The sequence below is a fragment of the Streptomyces sp. NPDC053542 genome (assembly GCF_044544685.1).
In the GTDB taxonomy this organism is placed as follows: domain Bacteria; phylum Actinomycetota; class Actinomycetes; order Streptomycetales; family Streptomycetaceae; genus Streptomyces.
Window position 1 is genome coordinate 669,550 of the sequence record NZ_JBITXL010000004.1, and the last position, 24,592, is coordinate 694,141.

General features: G+C 73.0%; 15 protein-coding genes and 1 pseudogene. 6 read left to right on the forward strand and 10 right to left on the reverse strand.

Annotated elements, in window-relative coordinates:
• Positions 1-25: 25 nt before the first annotated feature.
• The 6 genes and pseudogenes from ACIGXO_RS14605 to ACIGXO_RS14630 all read right to left on the reverse strand — a co-directional run bounded on the left by ACIGXO_RS14605 (position 26) and on the right by ACIGXO_RS14630 (position 12,836).
• Positions 26-1,468 (reverse strand): S28 family serine protease, encoded by a 1,443-nt coding sequence (locus ACIGXO_RS14605; RefSeq protein ID WP_399785408.1) that lies wholly within the window; start codon positions 1,466-1,468, stop codon positions 26-28.
• Between the two features lie 126 nt (positions 1,469-1,594).
• Entirely contained in the window at positions 1,595-5,449 is a 3,855-nt protein-coding gene (locus tag ACIGXO_RS14610; protein WP_399785411.1) for an ABC transporter ATP-binding protein, read from the reverse strand.
• A gap of 100 nt (positions 5,450-5,549) precedes the next feature.
• The gene (locus tag ACIGXO_RS14615; RefSeq protein ID WP_399785415.1) at positions 5,550-6,581 is read right to left on the reverse strand and encodes an esterase-like activity of phytase family protein; all 1,032 of its coding nucleotides are present in this window, start codon (positions 6,579-6,581) and stop codon (positions 5,550-5,552) included.
• A gap of 129 nt (positions 6,582-6,710) precedes the next feature.
• Positions 6,711-9,473, reverse strand: coding sequence for a discoidin domain-containing protein (locus ACIGXO_RS14620; RefSeq protein ID WP_399785418.1), 2,763 nt, complete (start codon positions 9,471-9,473; stop codon positions 6,711-6,713).
• 200 nt (positions 9,474-9,673) lie between these two features.
• A pseudogene (locus ACIGXO_RS14625) lies at positions 9,674-11,314 on the reverse strand (thiamine pyrophosphate-binding protein); the annotation flags it as partial.
• Between the two features lie 61 nt (positions 11,315-11,375).
• Positions 11,376-12,836, reverse strand: coding sequence for a sodium:solute symporter (locus ACIGXO_RS14630; RefSeq protein ID WP_399785420.1), 1,461 nt, complete (start codon positions 12,834-12,836; stop codon positions 11,376-11,378).
• A gap of 133 nt (positions 12,837-12,969) precedes the next feature.
• Here ACIGXO_RS14630 and ACIGXO_RS14635 point away from each other — a divergent pair, with 133 nt between their 5' ends.
• Positions 12,970-14,532, forward strand: coding sequence for a PucR family transcriptional regulator (locus ACIGXO_RS14635; RefSeq protein WP_399785423.1), 1,563 nt, complete (start codon positions 12,970-12,972; stop codon positions 14,530-14,532).
• Positions 14,533-14,823: 291 nt separating this feature from the next.
• Positions 14,824-15,033: a hypothetical protein gene (locus ACIGXO_RS14640; protein ID WP_399785426.1), complete on the forward strand. Its 210-nt coding sequence runs from the start codon at positions 14,824-14,826 to the stop codon at positions 15,031-15,033.
• 80 nt (positions 15,034-15,113) lie between these two features.
• Here ACIGXO_RS14640 and speB read toward each other — a convergent pair whose 3' ends face one another.
• On the reverse strand, positions 15,114-16,094 hold the full coding sequence (gene speB, locus ACIGXO_RS14645; protein ID WP_399785430.1) for an agmatinase: 981 nt from the start codon (positions 16,092-16,094) through the stop codon (positions 15,114-15,116).
• Between the two features lie 192 nt (positions 16,095-16,286).
• Between speB and ACIGXO_RS14650 the strand changes: the two genes are divergently transcribed.
• Complete coding sequence (locus ACIGXO_RS14650; RefSeq protein WP_399785432.1) at positions 16,287-17,084, forward strand: phosphatase; 798 nt, start codon at positions 16,287-16,289, stop codon at positions 17,082-17,084.
• Positions 17,085-17,164: 80 nt separating this feature from the next.
• Here the strand turns inward: ACIGXO_RS14650 and ACIGXO_RS14655 are convergent, their stop codons facing one another.
• The 3 genes from ACIGXO_RS14655 to ACIGXO_RS14665 form a co-directional block, all read right to left on the reverse strand.
• Entirely contained in the window at positions 17,165-18,082 is a 918-nt protein-coding gene (locus ACIGXO_RS14655) for an acyl-CoA thioesterase (RefSeq protein ID WP_399785435.1), read from the reverse strand.
• Positions 18,083-18,105: 23 nt separating this feature from the next.
• A complete protein-coding gene (locus tag ACIGXO_RS14660) occupies positions 18,106-19,263 on the reverse strand; it encodes an acyl-CoA dehydrogenase family protein (RefSeq protein WP_399785438.1) in 1,158 nt (385 codons plus the stop codon).
• Between the two features lie 131 nt (positions 19,264-19,394).
• Positions 19,395-20,000, reverse strand: a complete 606-nt coding sequence (locus ACIGXO_RS14665; protein ID WP_399785441.1) for a TetR/AcrR family transcriptional regulator — start codon at positions 19,998-20,000, stop codon at positions 19,395-19,397.
• Positions 20,001-20,085: 85 nt separating this feature from the next.
• Here ACIGXO_RS14665 and ACIGXO_RS14670 point away from each other — a divergent pair, with 85 nt between their 5' ends.
• The 3 genes from ACIGXO_RS14670 to ACIGXO_RS14680 are packed head-to-tail and all read left to right on the forward strand — an operon-like array spanning position 20,086 to position 24,592.
• A complete protein-coding gene (locus ACIGXO_RS14670; RefSeq protein ID WP_399785444.1) occupies positions 20,086-21,702 on the forward strand; it encodes a carboxyl transferase domain-containing protein in 1,617 nt (538 codons plus the stop codon).
• A gap of 11 nt (positions 21,703-21,713) precedes the next feature.
• The gene (locus ACIGXO_RS14675) at positions 21,714-23,654 is read left to right on the forward strand and encodes an acetyl-CoA carboxylase biotin carboxylase subunit (protein ID WP_399785447.1); all 1,941 of its coding nucleotides are present in this window, start codon (positions 21,714-21,716) and stop codon (positions 23,652-23,654) included.
• Complete coding sequence (locus ACIGXO_RS14680) at positions 23,651-24,592, forward strand: hydroxymethylglutaryl-CoA lyase (protein ID WP_399785450.1); 942 nt, start codon at positions 23,651-23,653, stop codon at positions 24,590-24,592. The genes ACIGXO_RS14675 and ACIGXO_RS14680 overlap by 4 nt, the downstream gene beginning before the upstream one ends.

A 24,592-nucleotide genomic window follows, 5' to 3' on the forward strand; every position in this document is an offset into this window, starting at 1 on the left:
GGCACGAACCGCTACCGACCGCCCGTCAGGGGCGCAGCATCGGCATGCGCTGCGACTGCTGCTTGTCCAGCTTCTTGTCGTACGGGGCCGGAGCGGCCGACTCGCCCGCGGCCGGGGTCACGCCGGCCCACTTCAGGAGGCGGGCCGTGGCCTTGGTGCGGTCGGCCTCCTTCAGCTTGGTGATGTTGGAGCCGTGGTTGCCGCCGGGGACGGTGAAGACGTAGGAGTCCTTCGCGCCCTTGCCGACCTGGAAGTGTTCCGAACTCCACGGGTCGTACTGCCCGTTGACGAACATCATCCGCTCGGCGTGGTGCCGCACCCAGCGGTCCACGTCCGGCATGGCCTTCTTGTCGAAGGACATGGGGATGTCGCGCGGGACGAAGGTGCGGGAGTTGTTGATGCCCGGGTAGCGGAGCAGGTCCGCGACGTTCGGGTACTGGTAGCCGGGCTCACCGAGCTGGGTCCCTGCCTGGTAGTAGTACGGCAGGTAGGGCTGCATGCCCTGGTCGGTGTAGCTGTCGAAGCCGCCGACCTCGTCCATCCAGGACCAGAGGGCGTCGGTGGACGCGGTCGGCTTCGGGACCTCGGCGCAGGCGGTGGCGGCGGGCTGGTACTGCCAGAAGCCGAAGACCAGGTCGGTCACCATGATTTCGTACGCCCGGTCGGCGTTCCCGGCGAGCTTGAAGGTCCAGCCCTCGGTGGCCGCCTTCTTCTGGAAGCGGTCGACCATCTCGCCGCGGCGCTTCAGCGCCTCGCGCTCGATCGCGGCGAGGTCCTTGCGGCACTCGGGGGAGCCGACGGTGGCGAAGAAGCGGTCGTAGGCCGAGTCCTCGTCGTTGACGACGTCGTTGGGCGCGACGTACGCGACCGTGCCGTTCATGTCGTTCGGGTAGAAGCGGCGGTAGTAGGTCGCGGTCATGCCGCCCTTGCTGCCGCCGGTGGCGATCCAGTTCTTGGCGTAGATGCCCTTCAGCGCCTTGAAGATGCGGTGCTGGTCGGCGGCGGCCTGCTGGATGTCCAGCTTCTTCCAGTCCGCGGGCTCGGGCCGGGACGGGGTGAAGTAGCGGTACTCCATCGACACCTGGTTGCCGTCGATGAGCTTGGTGGGCTCACTGCGCGTCGGCTCGGTGTTGACGTTGTAGCCGGAGGTGAAGAAGACGGTGGGGCGGGCCGTCGACTTGTGCAGCACGGTGATGCGCTGCTGGAAGGTGCCGTTGCCCGGGTGCCGGTGGTCGACCGGCTGGGTGTAGTTCAGGACGAAGAAGCGGTAACCGTCGACCGGCTTCTCCTGGATGAGGCTCATTCCCGGTATCGCGAGGAGGCGGTCCTTGATGTCCGCCTCCGCGCGGCTGTCCGCGGTCGTACCGGCCGGCCCGGCGGCGGTGGCCGCCTCTGCCGTGGCCGTGCCCGCGCCGACCGTGCCTATGAGCACGGTGAGTGACAGCAGCCATCTGAGCGTCTTGCGCATGCGCCCTCCCCTGGGGTTCGCAAAGGTCGCGCTGAACCTATCGGGGCGGCTCCCCGCCGACCACCCCCCGACCGGCGGTAGCGGGCGGGGAGTTGGCCGGCGGGGCAGGCGGCGGGCGCACCGGCGCTACACCCTGGCCTCCGCCGTCTCGCCGGTGAAGGAGCGCCACAGTTCCGCGTACCGGCCGCCGCGGGCGAGGAGTTCGGCGTGCGTGCCGTCCTCGGCGACGCGGCCGTGGTCCAGCACCACCACCCGGTCCGCGCGGGCCGCCGTGGTGAGGCGGTGGGCGACGACCAGGGTCGTCCGGCGGCCGGCCAGCCGGTCCGTCGCGTGGTTGACGACGGACTCGGTGGCCAGGTCGAGGGCCGCGGTCGCCTCGTCGAGCAGCAGCACGTCGGGGTCGACCAGTTCGGCGCGGGCGAGCGCGAGGAGCTGGCGCTGGCCGGCGGAGAGGTTGCGGCCGCGCTCGGCGACCTCGTGGAGGTAGCCGCCGTCGAGCGTGGCGATCATGTCGTGCGCGCCCACCGCCCGGGCCGCGGCCTCCACTTCGGCGTCGGTGGCGTCCGGGCGGCCGTACGCGATGGCGTCGCGGACCGTGCCGGGGAAGAGGTACGACTCCTGGGGGACGACGCCGAGCCGGTGGCGGTAGCCGGTCAGGTCCAGTTCGCGCAGGTCGGTGCCGTCGACACGGACGGCTCCGGTCGTCGGGTCGTAGAACCGGGCGACCAGCTTGACCAGCGTCGACTTGCCCGCGCCGGTCTCACCGACGAACGCGACGGTCTGGCCGGCGGGGATCGTCAGGGCGATGCCGGAGAGGGCCTCGGCCTGCTCGCCGTCGGCGGTCGCGTAGCGGAAGTGGACGTCGTCGAAGGTGATCTCGCCGGCCAGCTTCCGCACCGGGCGGGGGTTCTCGGCCGCCGGGGTGGTGGTCGGCTCGCGCAGCAGCTCCTGGATGCGGCCGAGCGACACGGACGCCTGCTGGTAGCCGTCGAAGACCTGGGAGAGCTGCTGGACGGGGGCGAAGAAGAGGTCGATGTAGAGGAGGTACGCGACCAGCGCGCCCGCGGTGAGGGTGCCGGCGGCGACCCGGTCGGCGCCCACGATCAGTACCAGCGCCGCGGCCACCGAGGACAGCAGCTGCACGAACGGGAAGTAGACCGAGATCAGGAACTGGCCGCGGGTGCGGGCCTGCCGGTAGGCGGCGCTGCGCTCGGTGAAGCGCGCGACGCCGCTGCCCTCGCGGCGGAACGCCTGCACGATGCGCAGCCCGGCGACGCTCTCCTGGAGGTCGCCGTTGACGACGCTGATCCGCTCGCGCGCCAGCTCGTACGCCTTGACGCTCTGCTTGCGGAAGAAGTACGTGCCGATGATCAGCGGCGGCAGCGTGGCGAAGACGACCAGCGCGAGCTGTACGTCGATGGCCAGCAGGGCGACGAGGATGCCGAAGAAGGTGAGCACGGAGACGACGGCGGTGACCAGGCCGGTCTGCAGGAAGGTGGAGAGCGCGTCCACGTCCGTGGTCATCCGGGTCATGATCCGGCCGGTCAGCTCGCGCTCGTAGTAGTCCAGGCCGAGGCGCTGCAGCTGGGCGAAGATCTTGACGCGCAGGGAGTACAGGACGCGTTCGCCGGTCCGCCCCGTCATCCGGTTCGAGCCGATCTGGGCGGCCCACTGGGCGAGCACGACGACCAGGGCGGCGGCGGACGCGGCCCATACGCCGTTGAGCGCGGCGCGCTGTACGCCGTCGTCGATGCCGTGCCGGATCAGTACGGGCAGCAGCAGCCCGGCGACCGCGTCCACGGCGACCAGCAGCAGGGCGATCAGCAGCGGGCGGCCGAAGCCGCGCAGCAGGCGGCGCAGGCCGTAGGAGCTCTCGGGGCGGGCCGCCTGGTCCTCGTCGATGTCGGGGGTGTCGGTGGCCGGGGGCAGCGCCGCGACCTTTTCGAGCAGCTCGGGCGTCGCGGGCATGCCGGCCAGCGCGCCGGCCATGCCGCCGGGGCGGCCGGCGAGCGCGGCGGCGGAGGCGGTGCCGCCGCCCTCGCGCGGCCGCGCGGCGTCGGGCTCCTCGCCCTTACGGACCCACAGGCCGGGCGTGACACCGTCGATGACGCGGCGCGGACGCGGCTCTTCCGTAACGGCCGGCTCCAGCAGCCCCGTGGCCGCCGCCTCGCCGGAGAAGGCCCCGGCCGTCGCGATCTTCCCCGCCGGGTCCCGCTCCACGCCGCCCAGCTCGTCCGGGTCGGTGAGCAGCCTGCGGTACAGCTCGCAGCGCTCCTCCAGCTCCTCCCGCGTACCGATGTCCAGCAGCCGGCCGCCGTCCAGGACGGCGACCCGGTCGGCCAGCGCCAGGGTGGAGGCCCGGTGCGCGATGAGCAGGGTCGTACGGCCCGCCATCACGCCGCGCAGCGCTTCGTGGATCTCGTGCTCGACCCGGGCGTCGACCGCGGAGGTCGCGTCGTCCAGGACCAGCACGCGCGGGTCGGTGAGGATCGCGCGGGCGAGTGCCACGCGCTGCCGCTGGCCGCCGGACAGGCTCAGGCCCTGCTCGCCGACCTCGGTGTCGTACCCGTCGGGGAGCGCGGAGATGAAGCCGTCGGCCTGGGCGGCGCGGGCCGCGGCGCGGATCTGCTCGTCGGTGGCGTCCGGGGCGCCGTAGGCGATGTTGTTCCGGATCGAGTCGGAGAAGAGGAAGCTGGTCTCGGGGACCAGGCCGATGGCGCCGCGCAGCGAGTCGGCGGTCAGGTCGCGCACGTCCCGGCCGCCGACGAGCACCCGCCCGGCGCTCACGTCGTAGAAGCGCGGCAGCAGCAGCGAGACGGTGGACTTGCCGCTGCCGGAGGTGCCGACGACGGCGACGGTCTCGCCGGGCTCGATGCGCAGCGAGAAGTCGGTCAGGACCGGATGAGCGCCCTGCTCGTCGCCGTACCCGAAGGTGACGTGGTCGAACTCGACCGTGGCGGGCGCGTCGGCGGGCAGTTCGACGGCGTCCGGGCGCTCCTCGATGACCGGCTCGGTGTCGATCAGCTCGAAGACCCGCTCCACGCCGGCCCGGGCCTGCTGGCCCACGGTCAGCATCATGGCGAGCATCCGGACCGGTCCGACGAGCTGCGCGAGGTAGGTGGAGAAGGCGACGAAGGTGCCCAGCGAGACCTGGCCCCGGGTGGCCATCCAGCCGCCGAGCGCGAGCATCGCGACCTGGCCGAGGGCGGGGACGGCCTGCAGGGCGGGGGTGTAGCGGGCGTTGAGGCGTACGGTGCGCAGCCGGCCGGCGAAGAGCCGCCGGCTGACCTCGCGGAGCTTGCCGGTCTCCTGGTCCTCCTGGCCGAAGCCCTTCACGACGCGGACGCCGGAGACCGCGCCGTCCACCACGCCCGCCACGGCCGCCGCCTGGCCCTGCGCGTACCAGGTCGCGGGGAAGAGCCGGAGGCGGCTGCGCTTGGCGATCCACCACAGGGCGGGGGCGACGGCGAGGGCGACGACGGTGAGCAGCGGCGAGAGCACCAGCATGATCACCAGCGAGATGACGAAGAGCAGGACGTTGCCCAGCATCATCGGCACCATGAACAGCAGCGACTGCACGAGCTGGAGGTCGCTGGTGCCGCGCCCGACGACCTGCCCCGTACTGAGCTCGTCCTGCCGCCGGCCGTCCAGCCGGGTGATGGACCGGTACATCCGGGTCCGCAGGTCGTGCTGGACGTCCAGGGCGAGCCGGCCGCCGTAGAACCGGCGGATGTACGTCAGTACGTACACGGCGAGCGCGGCGACGATCAGCAGCGTGGCCCACGGCGCGAGGGACCGCTCGTGCTTGACGATCACATCGTCGATGATCAGCTTCGGTACGAGCGGGACGAGTGCCATGACGGCCATCCCGGCGAGCGAGGAGCCGAGCGCGAGCAGTACATCCTGTTTGTACCGCCAGCACGTGCGCGTCAGGCGCCGTGCCCAGCCCTCTTCCGCCGTATCCGTGTCCGCCCGTGCCACGCGACGCCTCCCGCCGGTCGACTTCTTACCGCAAGGCACCAACAGCGGCGGGCGGTGTTTTCATCCCACCGCAACAATTCCGGCGACCGGAGGCGACACGTCACATACGGACGGTCATGTCGTACAGCCGGGTGATCTGCTGCGCCCGCTGGTTGTCGTCGCTGACCAGGAGCAGGTGCAGCCGCCCGTGCGCGCGGCCCAGGACGGTCATGCCCTCGATGTTGTCCAGGAGGGGGTTGATCTGCGGCTGCCGGGCGGGCGCGCCGAGGGAGGGGCAGCGCGTGAGGTCGGCGAGCAGGATCTTGGCGGCCGGGCGAGTGGCGTCGGTCAGCTTCTCGGTGCCGCGGGTGTCGTCCGCGCGGCGCGGGTCGGCGAGGTAGAGGCGGATGGTGTTGCCCTGGGGCTCGAATTTACGTTCGAGTACGAGCAGGCGGCCGTCGTCCAGCGAGATGATCTCGGGGATCGTCATGCCCTGCTCGGCCGGGTACGCGTACTGCCTGCCGAGGGCGTAGCCGCCGTGCGGCTGCCGCTGCCAGGTCTGGAAGCGGTGCAGCGGGCGCCCCTGCGCGTCGGGGCCGTCGCCGGCGAGCGGGCCCTCCATGGACGCGGTGAGCGTACGGCCGCCGGGGCCCGCGGTCAGGCCCTCGAAGGTCTGGTTGGCGGTGGCCCGCCCTGCCGGGGCGACGCGCAGCCCGTCCGGTACGGGCAGCCGCCCTGTCGGGTGCCCCGCCCGGTCGTAGCGCCGCACCGACGGCTCGTTCTCGGAGGTGATCAGCCGGTCGCCGTTCTTCTCGACGACCAGCCCCTCGGAGTCCAGCGGCCTGCCGTCCTCGTCGGCGAGCGGGACGCCGCGCAGCGGCTCACGCGTCCGGGCGTCCAGCGTGACCAGCGCGGACCGGTCCGAGAGCGCGAGCAGGTCGCCGTCGGTGTCGCGGGCGAGCGCGGAGAAGTTCCCGGCGTAGAGGCCGTCGACGGACCGCTTGTCCAGGGCGTCGGAGTAGCGGTCGATGGAGACCCGCGGGGAACACGCCTGGCCCGGTGGGGCCGCGGCGGCGGTCGCAGTCGTCGGCAGCGTTCCGGCGGTGAGCAGGACAGCGGCGAGGGCGGCGGGTATGGCGGTGGCGAGACGCACGGACGGTTCCTTCCTCTCGGCTGAGGCAAAAGGGGCGGGGGGGGGGGGGGGGGGGGGGGGCGCGCCGGCCCCCCCCCCCCCCCCCCCCCCCGCCCGCATCACGCGTTCCGTGCCGTGGAACGCCCGGCGTCAGCCCTTCGCGTCGGCCACCGTCAGCTCCGCGATGCCCGGGTGCTTCTTGGCGTCCGCCTTGCCGCGCACGGTCACGCGGACGTACCGCGCCGGGGACTTCCCGTCGTAGCCGGTACCGGTCCAGTGCCGTCCGTCGCGGGAGACCTGGATCCGGTACGACGCGGGCTTCGTGTCCGTCCAGTGCGGGGTGACCGCGCCGATGCGGCGCACGCTGCCCAGGTCGGCGGTGAGGGTGCCGGTGGCGGCGTCGGGCACCCACGCGGTGGTGGTGTTGCCGTCCAGCGCGGCGCCCGCGTACATCCCGGGCTCCTCCGAGGTGGCCTTCGCCGTGCGGCAGCGGGCCACGTTGGCCGTCGGCTCCTGGTCGGGCCTGCGGGTCTTCAGCGTCAGCGGCGCCCCCTGGCTGACGACCCGCTCGCCCTCCGGCGTCGCGACCGTCATCGGCGCACCGCCGGTCAGCCGCACCTCGGTGTGGTGCGCGCCGAGTACGACGTCGTACGTCCGGCCCTGCCAGTGCAGAGCGCGCAGGGTGACGCCGTCGGCGAGCTGCGGCGGCAGCGTCGGGTCCAGGGTGATCCGGTCCTCGCCGAGCCGCAGGCCGGTCAGGCCGTGGGTGAAGACCTGGAGGAAGCCGCCCTTGCCGGTCAGGAAGTCCTGGGAGGGCGAGCCCGCGAGGGGGTCCTCGGCGCCGGCCTTCTCGCCGCGCGCCTCGGAGAAGAGGTGGAACGGACCGCGCATGAACGGCCGCACGGACCGCTGGAGGTAGGTGTACGTCGCGCAGCCGGGCTCGCCGATCTCGGCGGCGTCGATGGCGTGCACCGAGTCGGTCATCGCCGGGCCGTCGGGGTCGGTGTGCGCGGCGTAGTAGTCCAGCGTCTTCGCCTTGGCCGCGTCGGACATCGGCCACTGCAGCGGGTACTGCAGGAGCACGGTGTCGGCCTGCTTGATGGTGGTGCCCTTGTAGCCGTCGTACTGCTGGAAGACCTGCTGCTTCTTGTCGTACGGGATGCGCAGCCTGTCCGCGATGGTGTTCCAGGACGCGGGGGCCTTCTCCCCGAGGACGGCGGCGGCGCGGGTGGCGTGCCGGAGCGCGGTGGCCGCGCCCGCGTTGGTGAACACGCCGTCGTCGACGCCGTTGCTGTACTCGTCCGGGCCCGCGACGTTCTTGACCGAGTAGCTGCCGTCACCGTTCTTGGTGGCCCGGGAGGCCCAGAACTGCGCGATGCCCTGCATGAGGGGCCAGCCGCGCTCGCGCAGCCAGCCGGTGTCCTTGGCGGCGAGGTAGTACTGCCAGGCGGCCAGCGAGACGTCGCCCATCAGGTGGTTCTGGGTCTTGCAGTGCGGCGGGTCCCAGCTGTGGCACTCCTTCCACAGCTCGCCCTTGCCGCCGCTGGTCCACGGGAAGAACAGGCCGTCGTAGCCGAGCTTCTTGGCGTTCGCCCGGGCACCGGCCCGGGTCTTGTAGCGGTACTCGACGATGGAGCGGGCCAGCTCCGGATGGGCGGCCAGCAGGCCGGGGTACATCCAGGTCTCGGCGTCCCAGAAGATCTCGCCCGCGTAGTTGTCGCTGGTCAGGCCGGTCGGGGCGATGCTGTCCGAGGAGCCCTCGCGGGAGTTGGCGAGCAGTCCGTACTGCGCCGAGCGCACCCATGCCTGGAGGTCGCGCTGTTCGCGGCCGCGCACCTCGATGTCGGAGTGCCACAGCTTCTGCCAGGCGGTGGCGTGCTCCTGGTACAGCCGGTCCCAGCCCTGCGCCGCGGCCTGCTGGGAGGCGCGGGTGGCGGCGGCTCTGGGGTCGTGCGAGGTGAGCGCGGTGTCCACGCCGACGTACTTGGAGACCTCGTACGTCCGGCCCTTGTGCACGGGGAAGCGGACGCCCTGATGTGCCGTCAGCTTCTCGGGCGCCTTGGCCTTCTGTTCACTTTCCGAACGAATGCCCGGGCCCGTACGCAGCGTGGAGGCCACCGCGCCCGCCGTCTTCGTCCCGTCGGTGCGGAAGGTGACGTCCTGCGTGCGGTCGCCGGGGCGGGCGCCGCCGCCGGTCTGCGAGATCCGGCGGGCACCCCGCCCGTCGAGGGTGTCGGTGACGGTCGCCGGGCCGCTCCAGTGCGGCGTCATCCGCAGCCGTACGGCACCGGTGTGCGCGTGGGTGCGGTCCGCGAGCACGTCGAAGACCAGGTCGGTGGCGCGGCCGTCGGCGGCGGTCCAGGTCAGCGACGTACGGACCAGGCCGCAGCGCATCAGGAGGGACTGCCGGTAGTGCGAGATCCGGCCGGGCTTCGTGGCGGCGGAGAAGGTCTCGCCGCCCTCGCCGCCGGTGGCCACGTCCAGCGTCGACCAGGTCGGCAGCGCGGCGATGGCCTGCCGCTTCTTCACCGACTCGGGGCCGTCGGCGTACAGGCCGGCGGCGAAGGCGCCGTCGTAGCGCGGGGTGTAGAGGGGAAAGCCGGTCTTCCCGCCGGTCGCCGCGTATCCGGTGCCGTTGGGCGGTACGCGCTGCCCGAGGTAGCCGTTGGCGACGTACGGGTGGTGGCTGTCCTCGGGGTCGATGCGGGTGGACGTGGACTGCCAGCCGGGGCCGTCGGTGGCGCAGGAGCCGTCGGCGGCCGGGGTGGCGCCTGCCGCCGGGCCCTTGGCGCGGCCGCCGTCCGGTGTCGTGGCCGACGAGGCAGGGGGTACGGCCGCGATGAGCGCGCCGGCGAGCAGGGGGACGAGCAGCCGTCTGCCGGCACGCGGCAGCGGACGTGAGGAGTACGACATTGTTCTCCGTCGACGGGTCGTCGGGCACGGGAGGCAGAGAGCCGGACCTGGCGCTGCCCGCAGCGAACCTAAAGTTATGAACAGATCACGTCAACGGTCCACGCGTTTTGTTAACTTTCCGAAGCCAGGGATTCGCCCGGATGGGTCGGGGAATCGCCCGGTCGGTCCGGGGATTCGCCCGGTCGGGTCGAGGGCCGGCCCAGATGGGTCGGCGCGAACATCCGCAGCCGGGCCGGGAGCACGACCACGGAGGGACCGGGCGCGGCCAGCGCGGCGGCGAGGTCGTCCCGCAGCCGCTCCGGGGCGCTCGTCACCGCCGGCACCCCGAAGGACTCGGCGAGCGCGGCGAAGTCGGGCCGCGCCAGCTCGGTGCCGGTCGCCCGCCCGAACGCGTCCTCCATGTACTCGCGCAGGATGCCGTAGCCCCCGTCGTCCACGATCAGCCAGGTCACCGGCGCGTCGTACTGGCGCGCCGTGGCCAGCTCCGCGAGCGAGTACATGGCGCCGCCGTCGCCGGAGACCGCGAGGACCGGCCGCGTCGGATCGGCCGCCGCCGCGCCCAGCGCCGCCGGGAAGGCGTAGCCGAGGCCGCCCGCGCCCTGCGCCGAGTGCATGGTGTTCGGGTGGCGGGCGTCGAAGGCCGACCAGGCCCAGTACGCCAGGATCGTCATGTCCCAGAAGGAGGGCGCCCGGGGCGGTAGCGCCTCGCGGACGGCGGCCAGTACGTCCTGCTCCAGGGTGAGTTCCTGGGAGGCGAGCCGCTCCCCCACCCGGTCCAGCAGCGCCCGTACGCGCGCGGGCGCCGTGCCGTCCTCGCGCGCGCCGGCCGTCTCCAGCAGCGCCCGGAGCGCGAGGCGCGCGTCCGCGTGGATGCCGAGCGCGGGGTGGTTGGACTCCAGCTTGCCCGCGTCGGCCTCGATCTGGACGACCCGGCCGCGGGGCCGGAACGTGTGGTAGTTCGAGGAGAGTTCGCCCAGGCCCGAGCCCACCACCAGCAGGACGTCCGCGTCCTCCAGGAAATCGGTGGTGTGGCGGTCCTCCAGCCAGGACTGGAGGGAGAGGGGGTGGGTCCAGGGGAAGGCGCCCTTGCCGCCGAACGTCGTCGCGACCGGCGCCCCGAGCCGCTCGGCCAGCGCCCGCAGCTCGGGCTCCGCTCCGGCCCGTACGACGCCGCCGCCCGCGAGGATCACCGGGCGTTCCGCGTGCGTCAGCAGGTCGGCCGCCGCGGCGGTCAGCTCGGGGCGCGGGGGCAGCTCCTCCGGGGCCGCGGCCAGGTCCGTGACCACGGGGAGCGTCGTCGGCGCGAGCAGTACGTCCTGCGGGATCTCCACCCAGACCGGGCCGTGCGGGGCCGTCAGCGCCGACTTCCAGGCCGCGGCGATCGCGGACGGGATCTGGGAGTGGGTGCGGGCGGTGTGCACGGACTTCACCACGCCGCGGAAGGCTGCGCTCTGGTCGGGGAGTTCGTGCAGGTAGCCGTGGCGGCCGCCGCCGAGCCCGGCGACCGGCACCTGGCTGCCGATCGCGAGGACGGCGGCCGAGGCGGCGGCGGACTCCTGCAGCGCGGCGAGCGTCATGAGGGCGCCGGGGCCGGTGGAGACCATGAGCGGTGCGATGCCGCAGGTGCGGCGGGCGTAGGCGTCGGCGGCGAAGCCGGCGTTGTTCTCGACGCGCAGGCCGATGTAGCGGAGGGGGCTGCGGCTGAGGGCGTCGAAGAGGGCGAGGGCGTGTTGGCCCGGGAGGCCGAAGACGGTCTGCGCGCCCAGGGCTTGGAGGGACTCGGTGACCAGGTCTCCACCGGTTCGCTGCGCGGCGGGGGCGGGTGGCTTCGGGGTGCTCACGTCGTGCCTCTCTGCGGGTGCGTGGGGGTGCGGGCTGTCGCGGCCTGGCGGCCGCTCGTCCTCAAACGCCGGACGGGCTGGGTTTGCCGGACTCCGCCGGAGTTGCCAACCTGGCCCGCCACTCGGCCAGTACCGCCGGGTCCGTCGGGCGGCTCGACAGGCTGACGATCACGTACGCCGCCAGTGACACCAGCAGGCCGTAGTAAATGGGCTCGTTGGCGAGGATGCCGCGCCAGCCCATCAGGGCGATGACCGTCGTGCCGCCCGCCGCGACAGCGGCCAGCGCGCCCGTGCCCGTACCGCGCTTCCAGAGCAGGCCGCCGAGGATCGGGACGAGGAGGCCGCCGACGAGGAGGTTGTAGGCGACGGTCAGGGCCTGGACGACGTCGTTGAGGGCGATGGCGATGCAGATGACGGCGGCGCCCATGACGAGGATGAACACGCGGTTGCCGCGTACCTCGTCGCGTTCCCCGGCGGCCGCGGCGCCGCCCACCGCGCCCCGGAGCCGCGACCAGATGTCGTTGTTGGCCACCGTCGCGCAGGCGATCAGCGCGCCCGAGGACGTGGACATCACGGCGGAGAGCGCCGCCGCCAGCACCAGACCGCGTACGCCCATGGGGAGCGCGTCCTTCACGATCGTGGCGAACGCGTCGTCGGGGCTGCCCAGATGGGGATAGAGCACCTTGGCCGCCGTGCCGATCACGGCTCCGGCGAGCGCGTACACCAGGCAGTACGTGCCGGCGGCCGTGCCGCCCAGCCGCGCGACGCGGTCGCTGCGCGCCGTGAACACCCGTTGCCAGATGTCCTGGCCGATCAGCATGCCGAAGGAGTAGATCAGGACGTAAGTGAAGACGGTCTGGGCGCCGATGCCGAGCGGGGCGAAGTAGTCATCGGGGAGTTCGGCCCGCAGCGCGCCGAAGCCGCCCGCCTTGACGACGGCGATGGGCAGCAGGAGGAGCAGTACGCCGATCGTCTTGACCACGAACTGCACCATGTCGGTGAGGGTGATCGACCACATGCCGCCGAGGGTGGAGTACGCGACGACGATCGCGCCGCCGAGGATGATCGACACCGTGCGGTCCAGGCCGAAGAGGACGTCGAAGATCGTGGCGTACGCGATCGTGGACGTGACCGCGAGCATCAGCGTGTACGCCCACATCACCACGCCGGAGATGACGCCCGCCGAGCCACCGTAGCGCAGGTCGAGCATCTCGGAGACGGTGTAGACCTTCAGCCGGGCGATCCGGGCGGAGAAGAAGAGGCTCAGCGCGAGCAGGCCGAGGCCGATGGTGAAGACCATCCAGGCGCCGGAGAGGCCGTACTGGTAGCCGAGGCCGACGCCGCCGATCGTGGAGGCGCCGCCGAGGACGATCGCGGCCATGGTCCCGGAGTACATGAACGGGCCCAGGCGGCGCCCGGCAACCAGGAATTCGCTCTTGGAGCGGGCGCGGCGCATGCCCCACCAGCCCACGGCGAGCATGCCGGCCAGATAGAGGACGATCACCGCGTAGTCGACAGCCATGGGCCATCCCTTCGGCAGGGCGGAGCGGGGCAAGGGGGGCGTGCGTTGACGTGGGTTGACCTTAGGGAAGGGCGTGGCGGCGCAGAAGTGTACGTTTCCTCCACCGTGCCGCTCGGAAATGGAGGGTCCGCACATGGCTGACGCGTCGCACCACTCGCCGCCGCCCACCCCGGGCGTCCCGCTGTCCGCGCTGCTCGCCCGCGCAGACCTCGGGCTGCGGCAGATCGCCGGGCCGCGCGCCGACGCCCACATCCACTGGGTGCACACCTCGGAGATGGCCGACCCGGAGCCGTATCTGCTCGGCGGTGAGCTGCTGCTGACGGCCGGGGTGCACCTCGACGAGGCGGCGGGGTCGGGGGCTTACCTCGACGGGTACGCGGAGCGCACGGTCGCGGCGGGCGCGGTGGCGCTCGGGTTCGGGATCGCGCCGGTGCACGACGCGGTGCCGCGGGCGCTGGTCGCGGCCTGCGACCGGTACGGGCTGCGGCTGCTGGAGGTGCCCGCGGGGACCCCGTTCACGGCGGTGGAGAGCGCCGTGTGGCAAGCCATGACCGAGGCCCGGCACCGCGAGCTGACCCGCATCGGCGACGGCCAGCGTGCCCTGGCCGTCGCGGCGGCCGGGCCCGACCCGGTACCGGCCGTGCTGGGCACGCTCGCCCGCCAAGTGGGCGGCTGGGCCGCGGTGTCGGGGCCGGGCGGCGACGGCGAACTGGCGGCCGCCGGACCGCGGCCGCCCGCTCCCGCGCGGACGGCGGCGGCCCGGCTCGCGCGCCGCGTGACGACTCCGGGCGGCCCGGCGGCGGCGAGCGACACTCCGGTGGTGGCGGTCCCGGGCGGCGAGGCAGCCGTCCCGGGCGGCCCGGCGGCCGCGAGTGACACTCCGCCCGAGGCCGCCGCTACGCATCTCGCCGCGTACGCGCTCGGCGGCCGGGCCCCGGACCGTACCCGCGCGCTGGTCGTCGCCGCGCCGCCGCCCGACCCGGCGGCCCGCGCCCTCGTCGGCGTCGCCGCGGTACTGCTGTCCCTGCTCACCGGCCCGTACGCGGAGGCCGCCGACGGCGGGCACTCCGCGGCGCTGGTGCGGCTGCTGCTGGGGGACGGGCCCGCCGACGTGGCGCCGCTGCTGAAGCATCCGCACTGGACCGTCGTGCATGCCCGCGCCCGGCGCGGCAACGAGGCGCCGGCCGCCGCCCTCGCCGCGGGGCTGGGCACGTCCCTGGTCGCGCCGGGCGAGGACGCCGTCCGGGCGCTGGTCCCGGCCGGCCGGGAGGTCACCGCGCAGCCGGGCTGGACGCTCGGCGTGAGCGAGCCGGTACCGGTGTCCGCGCTGGCCGCCGGGGACGCGCACGCCGCGGCCGCGCTGCGCCGCGCGGTGGCCGGCCGGACCCCGGTGGTCCGGCACCGCTCCCCCGGCGTCGGCGGCACCGGCGGCGTGGCCGCGCTTGTCCCGCCGGCCGAGGCCCGCGCGCACGCGGCGGCCGTGCTGGCGCCGCTCGACGGCGCCCCGGCGCTCCGCGAGACGCTGCGCACCTGGCTCTCGCTGCACGGCAGCTGGGACCGTACGGCGACGGCGCTCGGCATCCACCGCAACACGGTCCGGCAGCGCATCGCCCGCGTCGCCGCCCTGCTCGACACCGATCCGGACGACCCGGACGTCCGGATGGAGCTGTGGTTCGCGCTCGGCCGCCTCGACTGAATCCCGGCGACCTCGACTGAATAAGGATGAATTCCGCGACGCTTGAGCGACATACCCGTTTTCGGTGGACCTCGGAGAACTTCGCCGGGGCACGCCGAATTCCACCGGACTACTTCCGACATCGCCGGTATCAATAGGCAAAACCGCACTTCACCGCGGTTGTGGTGGGCCATTTCCGACGTAATGCGCCAGGCCCCGAGGGAAACTTGCCATACGGGCTCGGCCCCGGCAGCATTCCCTCGTCACCCCCCTGTTCTTCCGCGTCCCCCCCGTTGAAAGGGAAGAAAAATCATGCGTGACTTCATCGAGACCGCCGAGCTCGCCGACGCCGACCTGGACGGCATTGCCGCCGGTGCCGCGACCCTCGGTGGCAGCATCGCCGGTTACGGCGCCGGCGTGACCGTCGACGGCACCGCCGTGCAGGCCGTCGAGGGCATCGCCACCGACGGCATCGCCAAGGTCAACGGCCTGGCCGGCCAGCTGCCCACCGCCGGCATCTGAGCAACGCCAGCCAAAACACCAGGGCCCCGGAACCTCTCGGCTCCGGGGCCCTGGCGTGTTCCGCGCGGGAGGCGGGAAGGTCAGCCGCGCGCAGCCGCGATCTGCCGGGACATGATCGTGGTCAGCTCGTACGCCGTGTGGGAGGCGGCGACCGAGGTCATCTCCGCGTGGTCGTACGCCGGGGACACCTCGACCAGGTCGGCGGAGACCAGGTTGCAGGAGGCCAGGCCGCGCAGGATCTCCAGCAGCTCGCGCGAGGTCAGACCGCCGGCCTCGGGGGTGCCGGTGCCGGGCGCGTGCGCCGGGTCCAGGACGTCGATGTCGATGGAGATGTACAGCGGGCGGTCACCGATGCGCTGGCGCAGCTGGTCGGCGACCTCGTCCACGCCGCGGCGCATGACGTCCGCCGAGGTGACGATGCCGAAGCCCATCTTCTCGTCGTCGGTGAGGTCCTTCTTGCCGTACAGCGGGCCGCGCGTGCCGACGTGCGAGAGCGCCGAGGTGTCGAGGATGCCCTCCTCGACCGCGCGGCGGAACGGCGTGCCGTGGGTGTACTCCGCACCGAAGTACGTGTCCCAGGTGTCCAGGTGCGCGTCGAAGTGCAGCAGCGCGACCGGGCCGTGCTTCTTGGCGACCGAGCGGAGCAGCGGCAGCGCGATGGTGTGGTCGCCGCCGAGGGTCATCAGGCGGGCGCCGGTGCCGAGCAGGTCGTCCGCCGCGGCCTCGACCGTCTCGACCGCCTCGTTGATGTTGAACGGGTTGGCGGCGATGTCACCGGCGTCGGCCACCTGGGCCAGCGCGAAGGGCGAGGCGTCCTGCGCCGGGTTGTACGGGCGCAGCAGGCGGGACGCCTCGCGGATGGCGTTGCCGCCGAAGCGGGCGCCGGGGCGGTAGGAGACACCGGTGTCGAACGGGACGCCCACGACGGCCACATCGGCGCGGCCGCCGACCTCGTCGATGCGCGGCAGCCGGGCGAAGGTCGCCGGGCCTGCGTAACGCGGGACGCGGGAGGAGTCGACGGGACCGACGGGCTCGGGAGATGCGGCAGATGCGGTGGTCATGGCGCTGAGCGTAGAGACGGCGCCGCGTTCGCCCCATGGACATATCCGTGAGGTGCGGGGTCGTCATTCGACACGGTGTCCAGCCGCCGGCCCGCCGGGAGACCGCGGTGGCGGGCGCGGCGGCCCGCGCGAGGTGTCCACGCGGCGGATCTCCCCGGCCCCGTGCCGTACCGCACCGGCACAATGGGCCTCATGCCGATAATCTCCGCCCCTGCCCCCAGCCGCGCCGAACTGGTCGAGCACCTCGTACGCACCCGCATCGCCGGTGACGTCGCGACGCCCCGCGAGAACAACCTCGACCACTACCGCAAGCTCGCCAACGGCGACCGCCACTACTGGTTCGGCCTGGAGCTGGGCGACCGCTGGAGAGACGAGCAGGACGTGCTCGCCGTGATGGCCGAGCGCTGCGGCGTCATCGACGACCCGGACCACCGCCATGGCCAGGACACCATCGACCCCGAGCTGACGGTGGACGCGCTGGAGCGGATGGCGGCGGTGCTGCGCAAGGCGGCCGCGGACCGGCAGCGGGTGCTCCTCGCGACCGGGCACCCGGGCGGGCTGCTGGACGTGCACATCGCGACGGCCGCGGCGCTGCGCGCGCGGGGCTGCGACATCGTGGTGGTCCCCGACGAGCTGGGCGCCGACGAGGGCATGGTCTTCCAGTTCGGGCAGGTCGCGATGTTGGAGCGGGGCGCGACGCTGTGGCACACGCACTCGCCCGCCCCGATGGCGGCGATCCTGGACGGCCTGGAGCGCGCGGGCGAGGCGCTGCCGGACCTGGTGGTGGCGGACCACGGCTGGGCGGGCTGCGCGGGCCAGCGAGGCATCGAGACGGTCGGCTACGCGGACTCCAACGACCCGGCGCTCTTCCTCGCCGAGTCGGAGGGCACCGTCCAGGTCACCGTGCCGCTGGACGACCACGTCCGCAGCCCGCGCTACTACGACCCGCTGACGGCCTACCTGCTGGCCGCGGCGGGCCTGGCGGACTGACCGGAGGGCCGCCTCGGGGGGCCGGTTCCGCGCGCCCCGGCGCCGGGTCGCAGTACGCCCGGTTCCGCCGGCCGCGCCGGCTACCCGCGCGGCGTGCGGATCACGCCCTCCTGGATCACCGAGACCGCGAGCTGCCCCTCGGCCGTGAAGATCCGGCCCTTGCCCAGGCCCCGGCCGCCCTGCGCGGTCGGCGACTCCTGGTCGTACAGCAGCCACTCGTCGGCGCGCACCGGCCGGTGGAACCACATCGCGTGGTCCAGGCTCGCGCCCACCACGTCGCCGACCGCCCAGCCGCCGCGCCCGTGGGCGAGCAGCACGGAGTCCAGCAGCGTCATGTCGGAGACATAGGTGACCAGGCAGATGTCCAGCAGCGGACGGGGGATGCCGGCGGCGTGGCCGGGCCCGGCCTGCGGGGCGAAGTCGTCGAGCTTGCCCTGGGTGCGGAACCAGACCTGCGAGCGGGGCTCGCGGACCTCGCCCGCGGTGGCGAACGGCGGCGCGTCCACGTACCGCAGGTCGACCGCGGCGCGGGCCTCCAGCAGCCGCTCGGCCACGCCCTCGGCCACGAACCGGTCGGCGTACCGCGGCAGCAGCTCGGCGGCCGTCGGCAGGGTCAGGGGGTCCGGCACCCGGGGCATCGGCTCCTGGTGCTCCAGGCCCTCCTCGTGCGCCTGGAAGGACGCGGTGAGGTGGAAGATCTGCTGGCCGTGCTGGACGGCGACGACCCGGCGGGTGGTGAAGGACCGCCCGTCGCGGATGCGGTCGACGGTGTAGACGATCGGCGCGCCGGGGTCGCCGGGGCGCAGGAAGTACGCGTGCAGGGAGTGCGGCGGACGGTCGGCGGGGACCGTGTGGCCGGCCGCGACCAGGGCCTGCGCGGCGACCTGGCCGCCGAAGACCCGGGGCACGACCGCCGCACGGCTCTGGCCGCGGTAGATGTCCTCCTCGATCTGCTCCAGCGTGAGCAGATCGAGGAGGGACTGCAGTGCGTCGTTCACGGGCGTCAGCCTAGGACGGGATCCTAGAGGCCCATCGACTTCGCGATGATCGACTTCATGACCTCGTTGGTGCCGCCGTAGATGCGGTTGACGCGGTTGTCCGCGTACAGGCGGGCGATCGGGTACTCGTTCATGTAGCCGTAGCCGCCGTGCAGCTGGAGGCACTTGTCGATGACGCGGTGCGCGACCTCGGTGCAGAACAGCTTCGCGGAGGCGGCCTCGGCCGCGGTCAGCTCGCCCGCGTCGAGGGCCTCCAGGGCGCGGTCGGCGACGGCCTCGGCGGCGTCCACCTCGGCCTGGCAGGCGGCCAGCTCGAACTTGGTGTTCTGGAAGGACGCGACGGGCTTGCCGAAGACGGTGCGCTCCTGCACGTACTGCTGCGCGAACCGGACGGCGGCCTTGGCCTGCGCGTACGCGCCGTAGGCGATGCCCCAGCGCTCGGACGGCAGGTTCTTGCCGAGGTAGTAGAAGCCCTTGTTCTCCTCGCCGAGGAGGTCCTCGGCCGGCACCTTCACGTCGACGAACGCCAGCTCGGCGGTGTCGGAGGTGCGCAGGCCCAGCTTGTCCAGCTTGCGGCCGACGGAGTAGCCCTCGGACTTGGTGTCGACGGCGAAGAGGGAAATGCCGAAGCGGCGGTCGTCCTCCTTGGGCGCCGAGGTACGGGCGCAGACGATCACGCGGTCGGCGTGCACGCCGCCGGTGATGAAGGTCTTGGCGCCGTTGAGGACGTAGTGCGTGCCGTCCTCGGAGAGCTTGGCGGTGGTCTTCATGCCCGCGAGGTCGGAGCCGGTGCCCGGCTCGGTCATCGCCAGGGCCCACATCTCCTCGGCGGAGACGAACTTCGGCAGGTAGCGCTTCTTCTGCTCGTCGGTGGCGAGCATCTTGATGTACGGCAGGGCGAGCAGCACGTGCACGCCGGAGCCGCCGAAGTTGACGCCGGCGCGGGCGGTCTCCTCGTACTGGATCGCCTCGAACTTGTGCGATTCGAGGCCGGCGCCGCCGAACTCCTCGGGGACGTTGATGCCGAAGAGGCCCAGTTCGGCCAGCTTGAAGTAGAACTCGCGGGGCACCTGGCCCGCGGCGAACCACTCGTCGTAGACGGGCACGACCTCGCCCTCGATGAAGGCGCGGATGGTGTCCCGGAACGCCTCGTGGTCCTCGTTGAATACCGTCCGCTGCACCTGATGCCTCCCTGGAGCGACCAAAAACACGCTGGCTAAGCGCTTGCTCAGCGAAAGCTACCCGGGAGTTATGTTTTCTGTCCAGGGGTCCCGTACGACGCGGTCGTCACACCGGTTACGGAGCCGGCGACTCAGCCCTCCCGGCCCGCGGCCGCGGCGAAGGCACCCAGCGCCAGCCGCTTGAGCAGCGCCTCCGTGGCCGTACGCGGCGGGAGGCTGGCGCGGGGGCTCAGGTGCGGCGTGGAGTTCAGCAGGCCGAAGACGGCGTGCACGGCGGCGCGCGCCTCGGACTCCGTGCAGGCCGGGTAGACCTCGCGGACGACCTCGACCCACAGCTCGACGTACTGGCGCTGCAGCTGGCGCACCCGCTTGCGGTCCGCTTCACGCAGCCGGTCCAGCTCCCGGTCGTGCACGGTGATCAGCGGGCGGTCGTCCAGCGCGAAGTCGATGTGCCCCTCGATCAGCGCGTGCAGCACCTCCTCGGCGCTCTCGCCGCCGTCGGCGACCCGCAGCCGCCCACCGTCCAGCAGCCGCTCACTGATGCCGACCAGCAGCTCGGCGAGCATCGCGTCCTTGCCGGCGAAGTGACGGTAGAGGCCGGGGCCGGAGATCCCGACCGCGGCGCCTATCTCGTCCACGCCGACACCGTGGAAGCCGCGCTCGGCGAAGAGCCGCGCGGCCTCCTTGAGGATCTGCTCGCGGCGGCTGACGGTGGCGGGGGCCTTGGTGCTGCTCATGGCTCCAATTGTAGACAGGCGGGTTAGTGGTCGTTAACCTGAAGGCAATCGTGTTAACGACCACTAACAAGGGGCGGGTACGACGATGGAGCAGGCACCCGTACTGGGGAGCGCCGCAGACCCCGCGGCAGACTCCTGGCGGGCCAACGAGGCCGCGCACCGCGAGCTCGTCGAGCAGCTGCGCGAGAAGCTCGCGGCGGCCCGGCTGGGCGGCGGCGAGAAGGCCAGGGCGCGGCACACCGCGCGCGGCAAGCTGCTGCCCCGGGACCGGGTGGACGCCCTGCTGGACCCGGGCTCACCCTTCCTGGAGATCGCGCCGCTGGCGGCGGACGGGATGTACGGCGGCGCGGCCCCGGCGGCCGGCGTGATCGCGGGCATCGGCCGGGTCTCGGGCCGCGAGGTGGTGATCGTCGCCAATGACGCCACGGTCAAGGGCGGCACGTACTACCCCATGACCGTGAAGAAGCACCTCCGCGCCCAGGAGGTGGCCCTGGAGAACCGCCTCCCCTGCATCTACCTCGTCGACTCCGGCGGCGCCTTCCTGCCGATGCAGGACGAGGTCTTCCCCGACCGCGAGCACTTCGGGCGGATCTTCTACAACCAGGCCCGGATGTCCGGCGCCGGAATCCCGCAGATCGCCGCCGTCCTCGGCTCCTGCACGGCCGGCGGCGCCTACGTACCGGCCATGAGCGACGAGGCCGTGATCGTCCGCAACCAGGGCACGATCTTCCTCGGCGGCCCGCCGCTGGTGAAGGCCGCGACCGGCGAGGTCGTCACGGCCGAGGAGCTGGGCGGCGGCGAGGTCCACTCCCGTACCTCCGGCGTCACCGACCACCTCGCCGAGGACGACGCGCACGCCCTGCGCATCGTCCGCACGATCGTCTCCACGCTCGGCGAGCGCGCCCCGCTCCCCTGGACCGTACGGACGGTGGAGGAGCCCAAGGCGGACCCGGCCGGGCTGTACGGCATGGTCCCCACCGACTCCCGCACCCCCTACGACGTCCGCGAGGTGATCGCGCGCATCGTCGACGGCTCGCGCTTCGCGGAGTTCAAGGCGGAGTACGGCCAGACCCTGGTCACCGGCTTCGCGCACCTGCACGGCCACCCGGTCGGCATCGTCGCCAACAACGGCATCCTCTTCTCCGAGTCGGCGCAGAAGGGCGCGCACTTCATCGAGCTGTGCGACCAGCGCGGCATCCCGCTGGTCTTCCTGCAGAACATCTCCGGCTTCATGGTCGGCAAGGACTACGAAGCGGGCGGCATCGCCAAGCACGGCGCCAAGATGGTCACGGCGGTGGCCTGCACGCGCGTGCCGAAGCTGACCGTCGTGATCGGCGGCTCCTACGGCGCGGGCAACTACTCCATGTGCGGCCGGGCCTACTCCCCCCGCTTCCTGTGGATGTGGCCCAACGCCAAGATCTCCGTCATGGGCGGCGAGCAGGCGGCGTCCGTCCTCGCCACCGTCAAGCGCGACCAGCTGGAGGCGCGCGGCGAGGAGTGGCCCGCCGAGGAGGAGGACGCCTTCAAGGCCCCCATCCGCGAGCAGTACGAGACGCAGGGCAACGCCTACTACGCGACGGCCCGGCTCTGGGACGACGGCGTGATCGACCCGATGGAGACCCGGCAGGTGCTGGGTCTGGCCCTCACCGCCTGCGCCAACGCCCCGCTGACCGACCCCGCCTTCGGCGTCTTCCGGATGTGAGGACCTCCACCATGTTCAGTACTGTCCTGGTCGCCAACCGCGGCGAGATCGCGGTCCGCGTCATCCGCACCCTCCGCTCCCTGGGCATCCGCTCGGTCGCCGTCTTCAGCGACGCGGACGCGGAAGCCCGGCACGTACGGGAAGCCGACACGGCCGTCCGCATCGGCCCGCCGGCCGCCGCCGAGAGCTATCTGCGCATCGACGCGCTGCTGGACGCCGCCCGGCGCAGCGGCGCGGAAGCGATCCACCCCGGCTACGGCTTCCTCGCCGAGAACGCCGCCTTCGCGCAGGCGGTCACAGACGCCGGGCTGGCCTTCATCGGCCCGTCCGCCGAGGCCATCGACCTGATGGGCGACAAGATCCGGGCGAAGGAGACGGTCCGGGCCGCCGGCGTGCCCGTCGTACCGGGCTCGTCCGGCAGCGGCCTCACCGACGACGAACTGGCCGCCGCGGCGCGGGAGATCGGCATGCCCGTACTGCTGAAACCGTCGGCGGGCGGCGGCGGCAAGGGCATGCGGCTGGTACGCGACGAGAAGCTGCTGGCCGACGAGATCGCGGCGGCGCGGCGCGAGGCCCGCGGCTCCTTCGGCGACGACACCCTCCTCGTCGAGCGCTGGGTCGACCGCCCGCGCCACATCGAGATCCAGGTGCTCGCCGACGGCCACGGCAACGTCGTCCACCTCGGGGAGCGCGAGTGCTCCCTCCAGCGCCGCCACCAGAAGATCATCGAGGAGGCGCCGAGCGTCCTGCTGGACGAGGCGACCCGCGCGGCCATGGGCGCCGCCGCCGTGGAAGCGGCCCGCTCGTGCGGATACATGGGCGCGGGCACGGTCGAGTTCATCGTCCCCGGCGACGACCCCGCCTCGTACTACTTCATGGAGATGAACACCCGGCTCCAGGTCGAGCACCCGGTCACCGAGCTGATCACGGGGATCGACCTGGTCGAGTGGCAGCTGCGGGTCGCGGCGGGCGAGAAACTCCCGTACGGACAGGACGACATCACCCTCACCGGGCACGCCGTCGAGGCCCGGATCTGCGCCGAGGACCCGTCCCGGGGCTTCCTCCCCTCCGGCGGCACGGTCCTGGCGCTCGGCGAGCCGCAGGGCGACGGCATACGCACGGACTCCGGGCTGTCCGAGGGCACCGAGGTCGGCTCCCTGTACGACCCGATGCTGTCCAAGGTCATCGCGTACGGACCCGACCGGGCCACCGCGCTGCGCAAGCTGCGGGCCGCGCTCGCCGGAACGGTGATCCTCGGCGTGCCCACGAACACCGGCTTCCTGCGCCGGCTGCTCGCCCACCCGGCGGTGGTGGCGGGGGAGCTGGACACCGGGCTGGTGGAGCGCGAGGCGGACGGACTGGTGAGCCAGGACGTGCCCGAGGAGGTGTACGCGGCCGGGGCCGCGGTCCGCGCGGCGGCGCTGGAGCCGTCGGGCGAGGGCTGGACCGACCCGTTCGCCGTGCCGAGCGGCTGGCGGCTGGGCGGCGAGCCCTCCCCGCCCGCCTTCTGGCTGCGCGTGCCCGGCCACGATCCCGTACAGGTGACCGGCAGCGGTCAGGTCACCGAGGACCGGGTGGCCGTCACCGTCGACGGCGTGCGGCACACCTTCGTGCGCGCCGGGGACTGGCTGGGCCGGGACGGCGACGCCTGGCACGTACGCGATCACGACCCGGTCGAGGAGACCCTGCGGGGCGCGGCCGGCGCGCACGGCGCCGACTCCCTCACCGCCCCGATGCCCGGCACGGTCACGGTCGTCAAGGCCGCCGTCGGCGACCACGTCACCGCGGGCCAGGGCCTGCTGGTGGTCGAGGCGATGAAGATGGAGCACGTCATCTCCGCGCCGCACGCCGGCACCGTCGCCGAACTCGACGTGACGCCCGGCAGCACGGTCGCCATGGACCAGGTGCTGGCCGTGATCACCCCCGACGAGCCGGAGGACGACCAGCGATGACACCGGGACTGCCCATGCCCGTACCGGCCCCCGGCCTGCCCGCCCGGGTCCGTGTCCACGAGGTCGGCGCGCGCGACGGGCTGCAGAACGAACAGACCGTGATCCCGACCGAGGTCAAGGCGGAGTTCATCCGCCGGCTGGCCGCGGCGGGCCTGGACACCATCGAGGCGACCAGCTTCGTACACCCCAAGTGGGTGCCCCAACTGGCCGACGCCGAACGGCTTTTCCCGCTGGTGAGCGACCTCGGCAGCGACGTCCGGCTGCCCGTCCTCGTACCGAACGAGCGCGGCCTGGACCGGGCGCTGGCCCTCGGTGCCGACCGGATCGCCGTCTTCGGCAGCGCCACCGAGTCCTTCGCCAAGGCCAACCTCAACCGGACGGTCGACGAGGCGCTGGCGATGTTCACGCCGGTCGTCGCCCGCGCCAAGGAGGCGGGCGCGCACGTACGCGGCTACCTCTCCATGTGCTTCGGCGACCCCTGGGAGGGCCCGGTGCCCGTGCCCCAGGTCGTACGGGTCTGCCGCGCGCTGCTCGACCAGGGCTGCGACGAGCTGAGCCTGGGCGACACGATCGGCGTCGCCACGCCCGGCCATGTCACCGCGCTGCTCACGGCGCTGAACGAGGCGGGCGTCGGCACCGACGTGCTCGGCGTCCACTTCCACGACACCTACGGCCAGGCGCTCGCCAACACCCTGGCCGCGCTCCAGCACGGCGTCACCACGGTCGACGCCTCCGCGGGCGGCCTGGGCGGCTGCCCGTATGCCAAGAGCGCCACCGGCAACCTCGCCACCGAAGACCTCCTCTGGATGCTGCAAGGACTCGGCATCGAGACCGGGGTCGACCTCGGCCGCCTCACCGCCACAAGCGCGTGGATGGCCGAACAGCTGGGCCGACCGAGCCCGTCCCGCACCGTACGAGCCCTCTCCCACAAGGAGTGA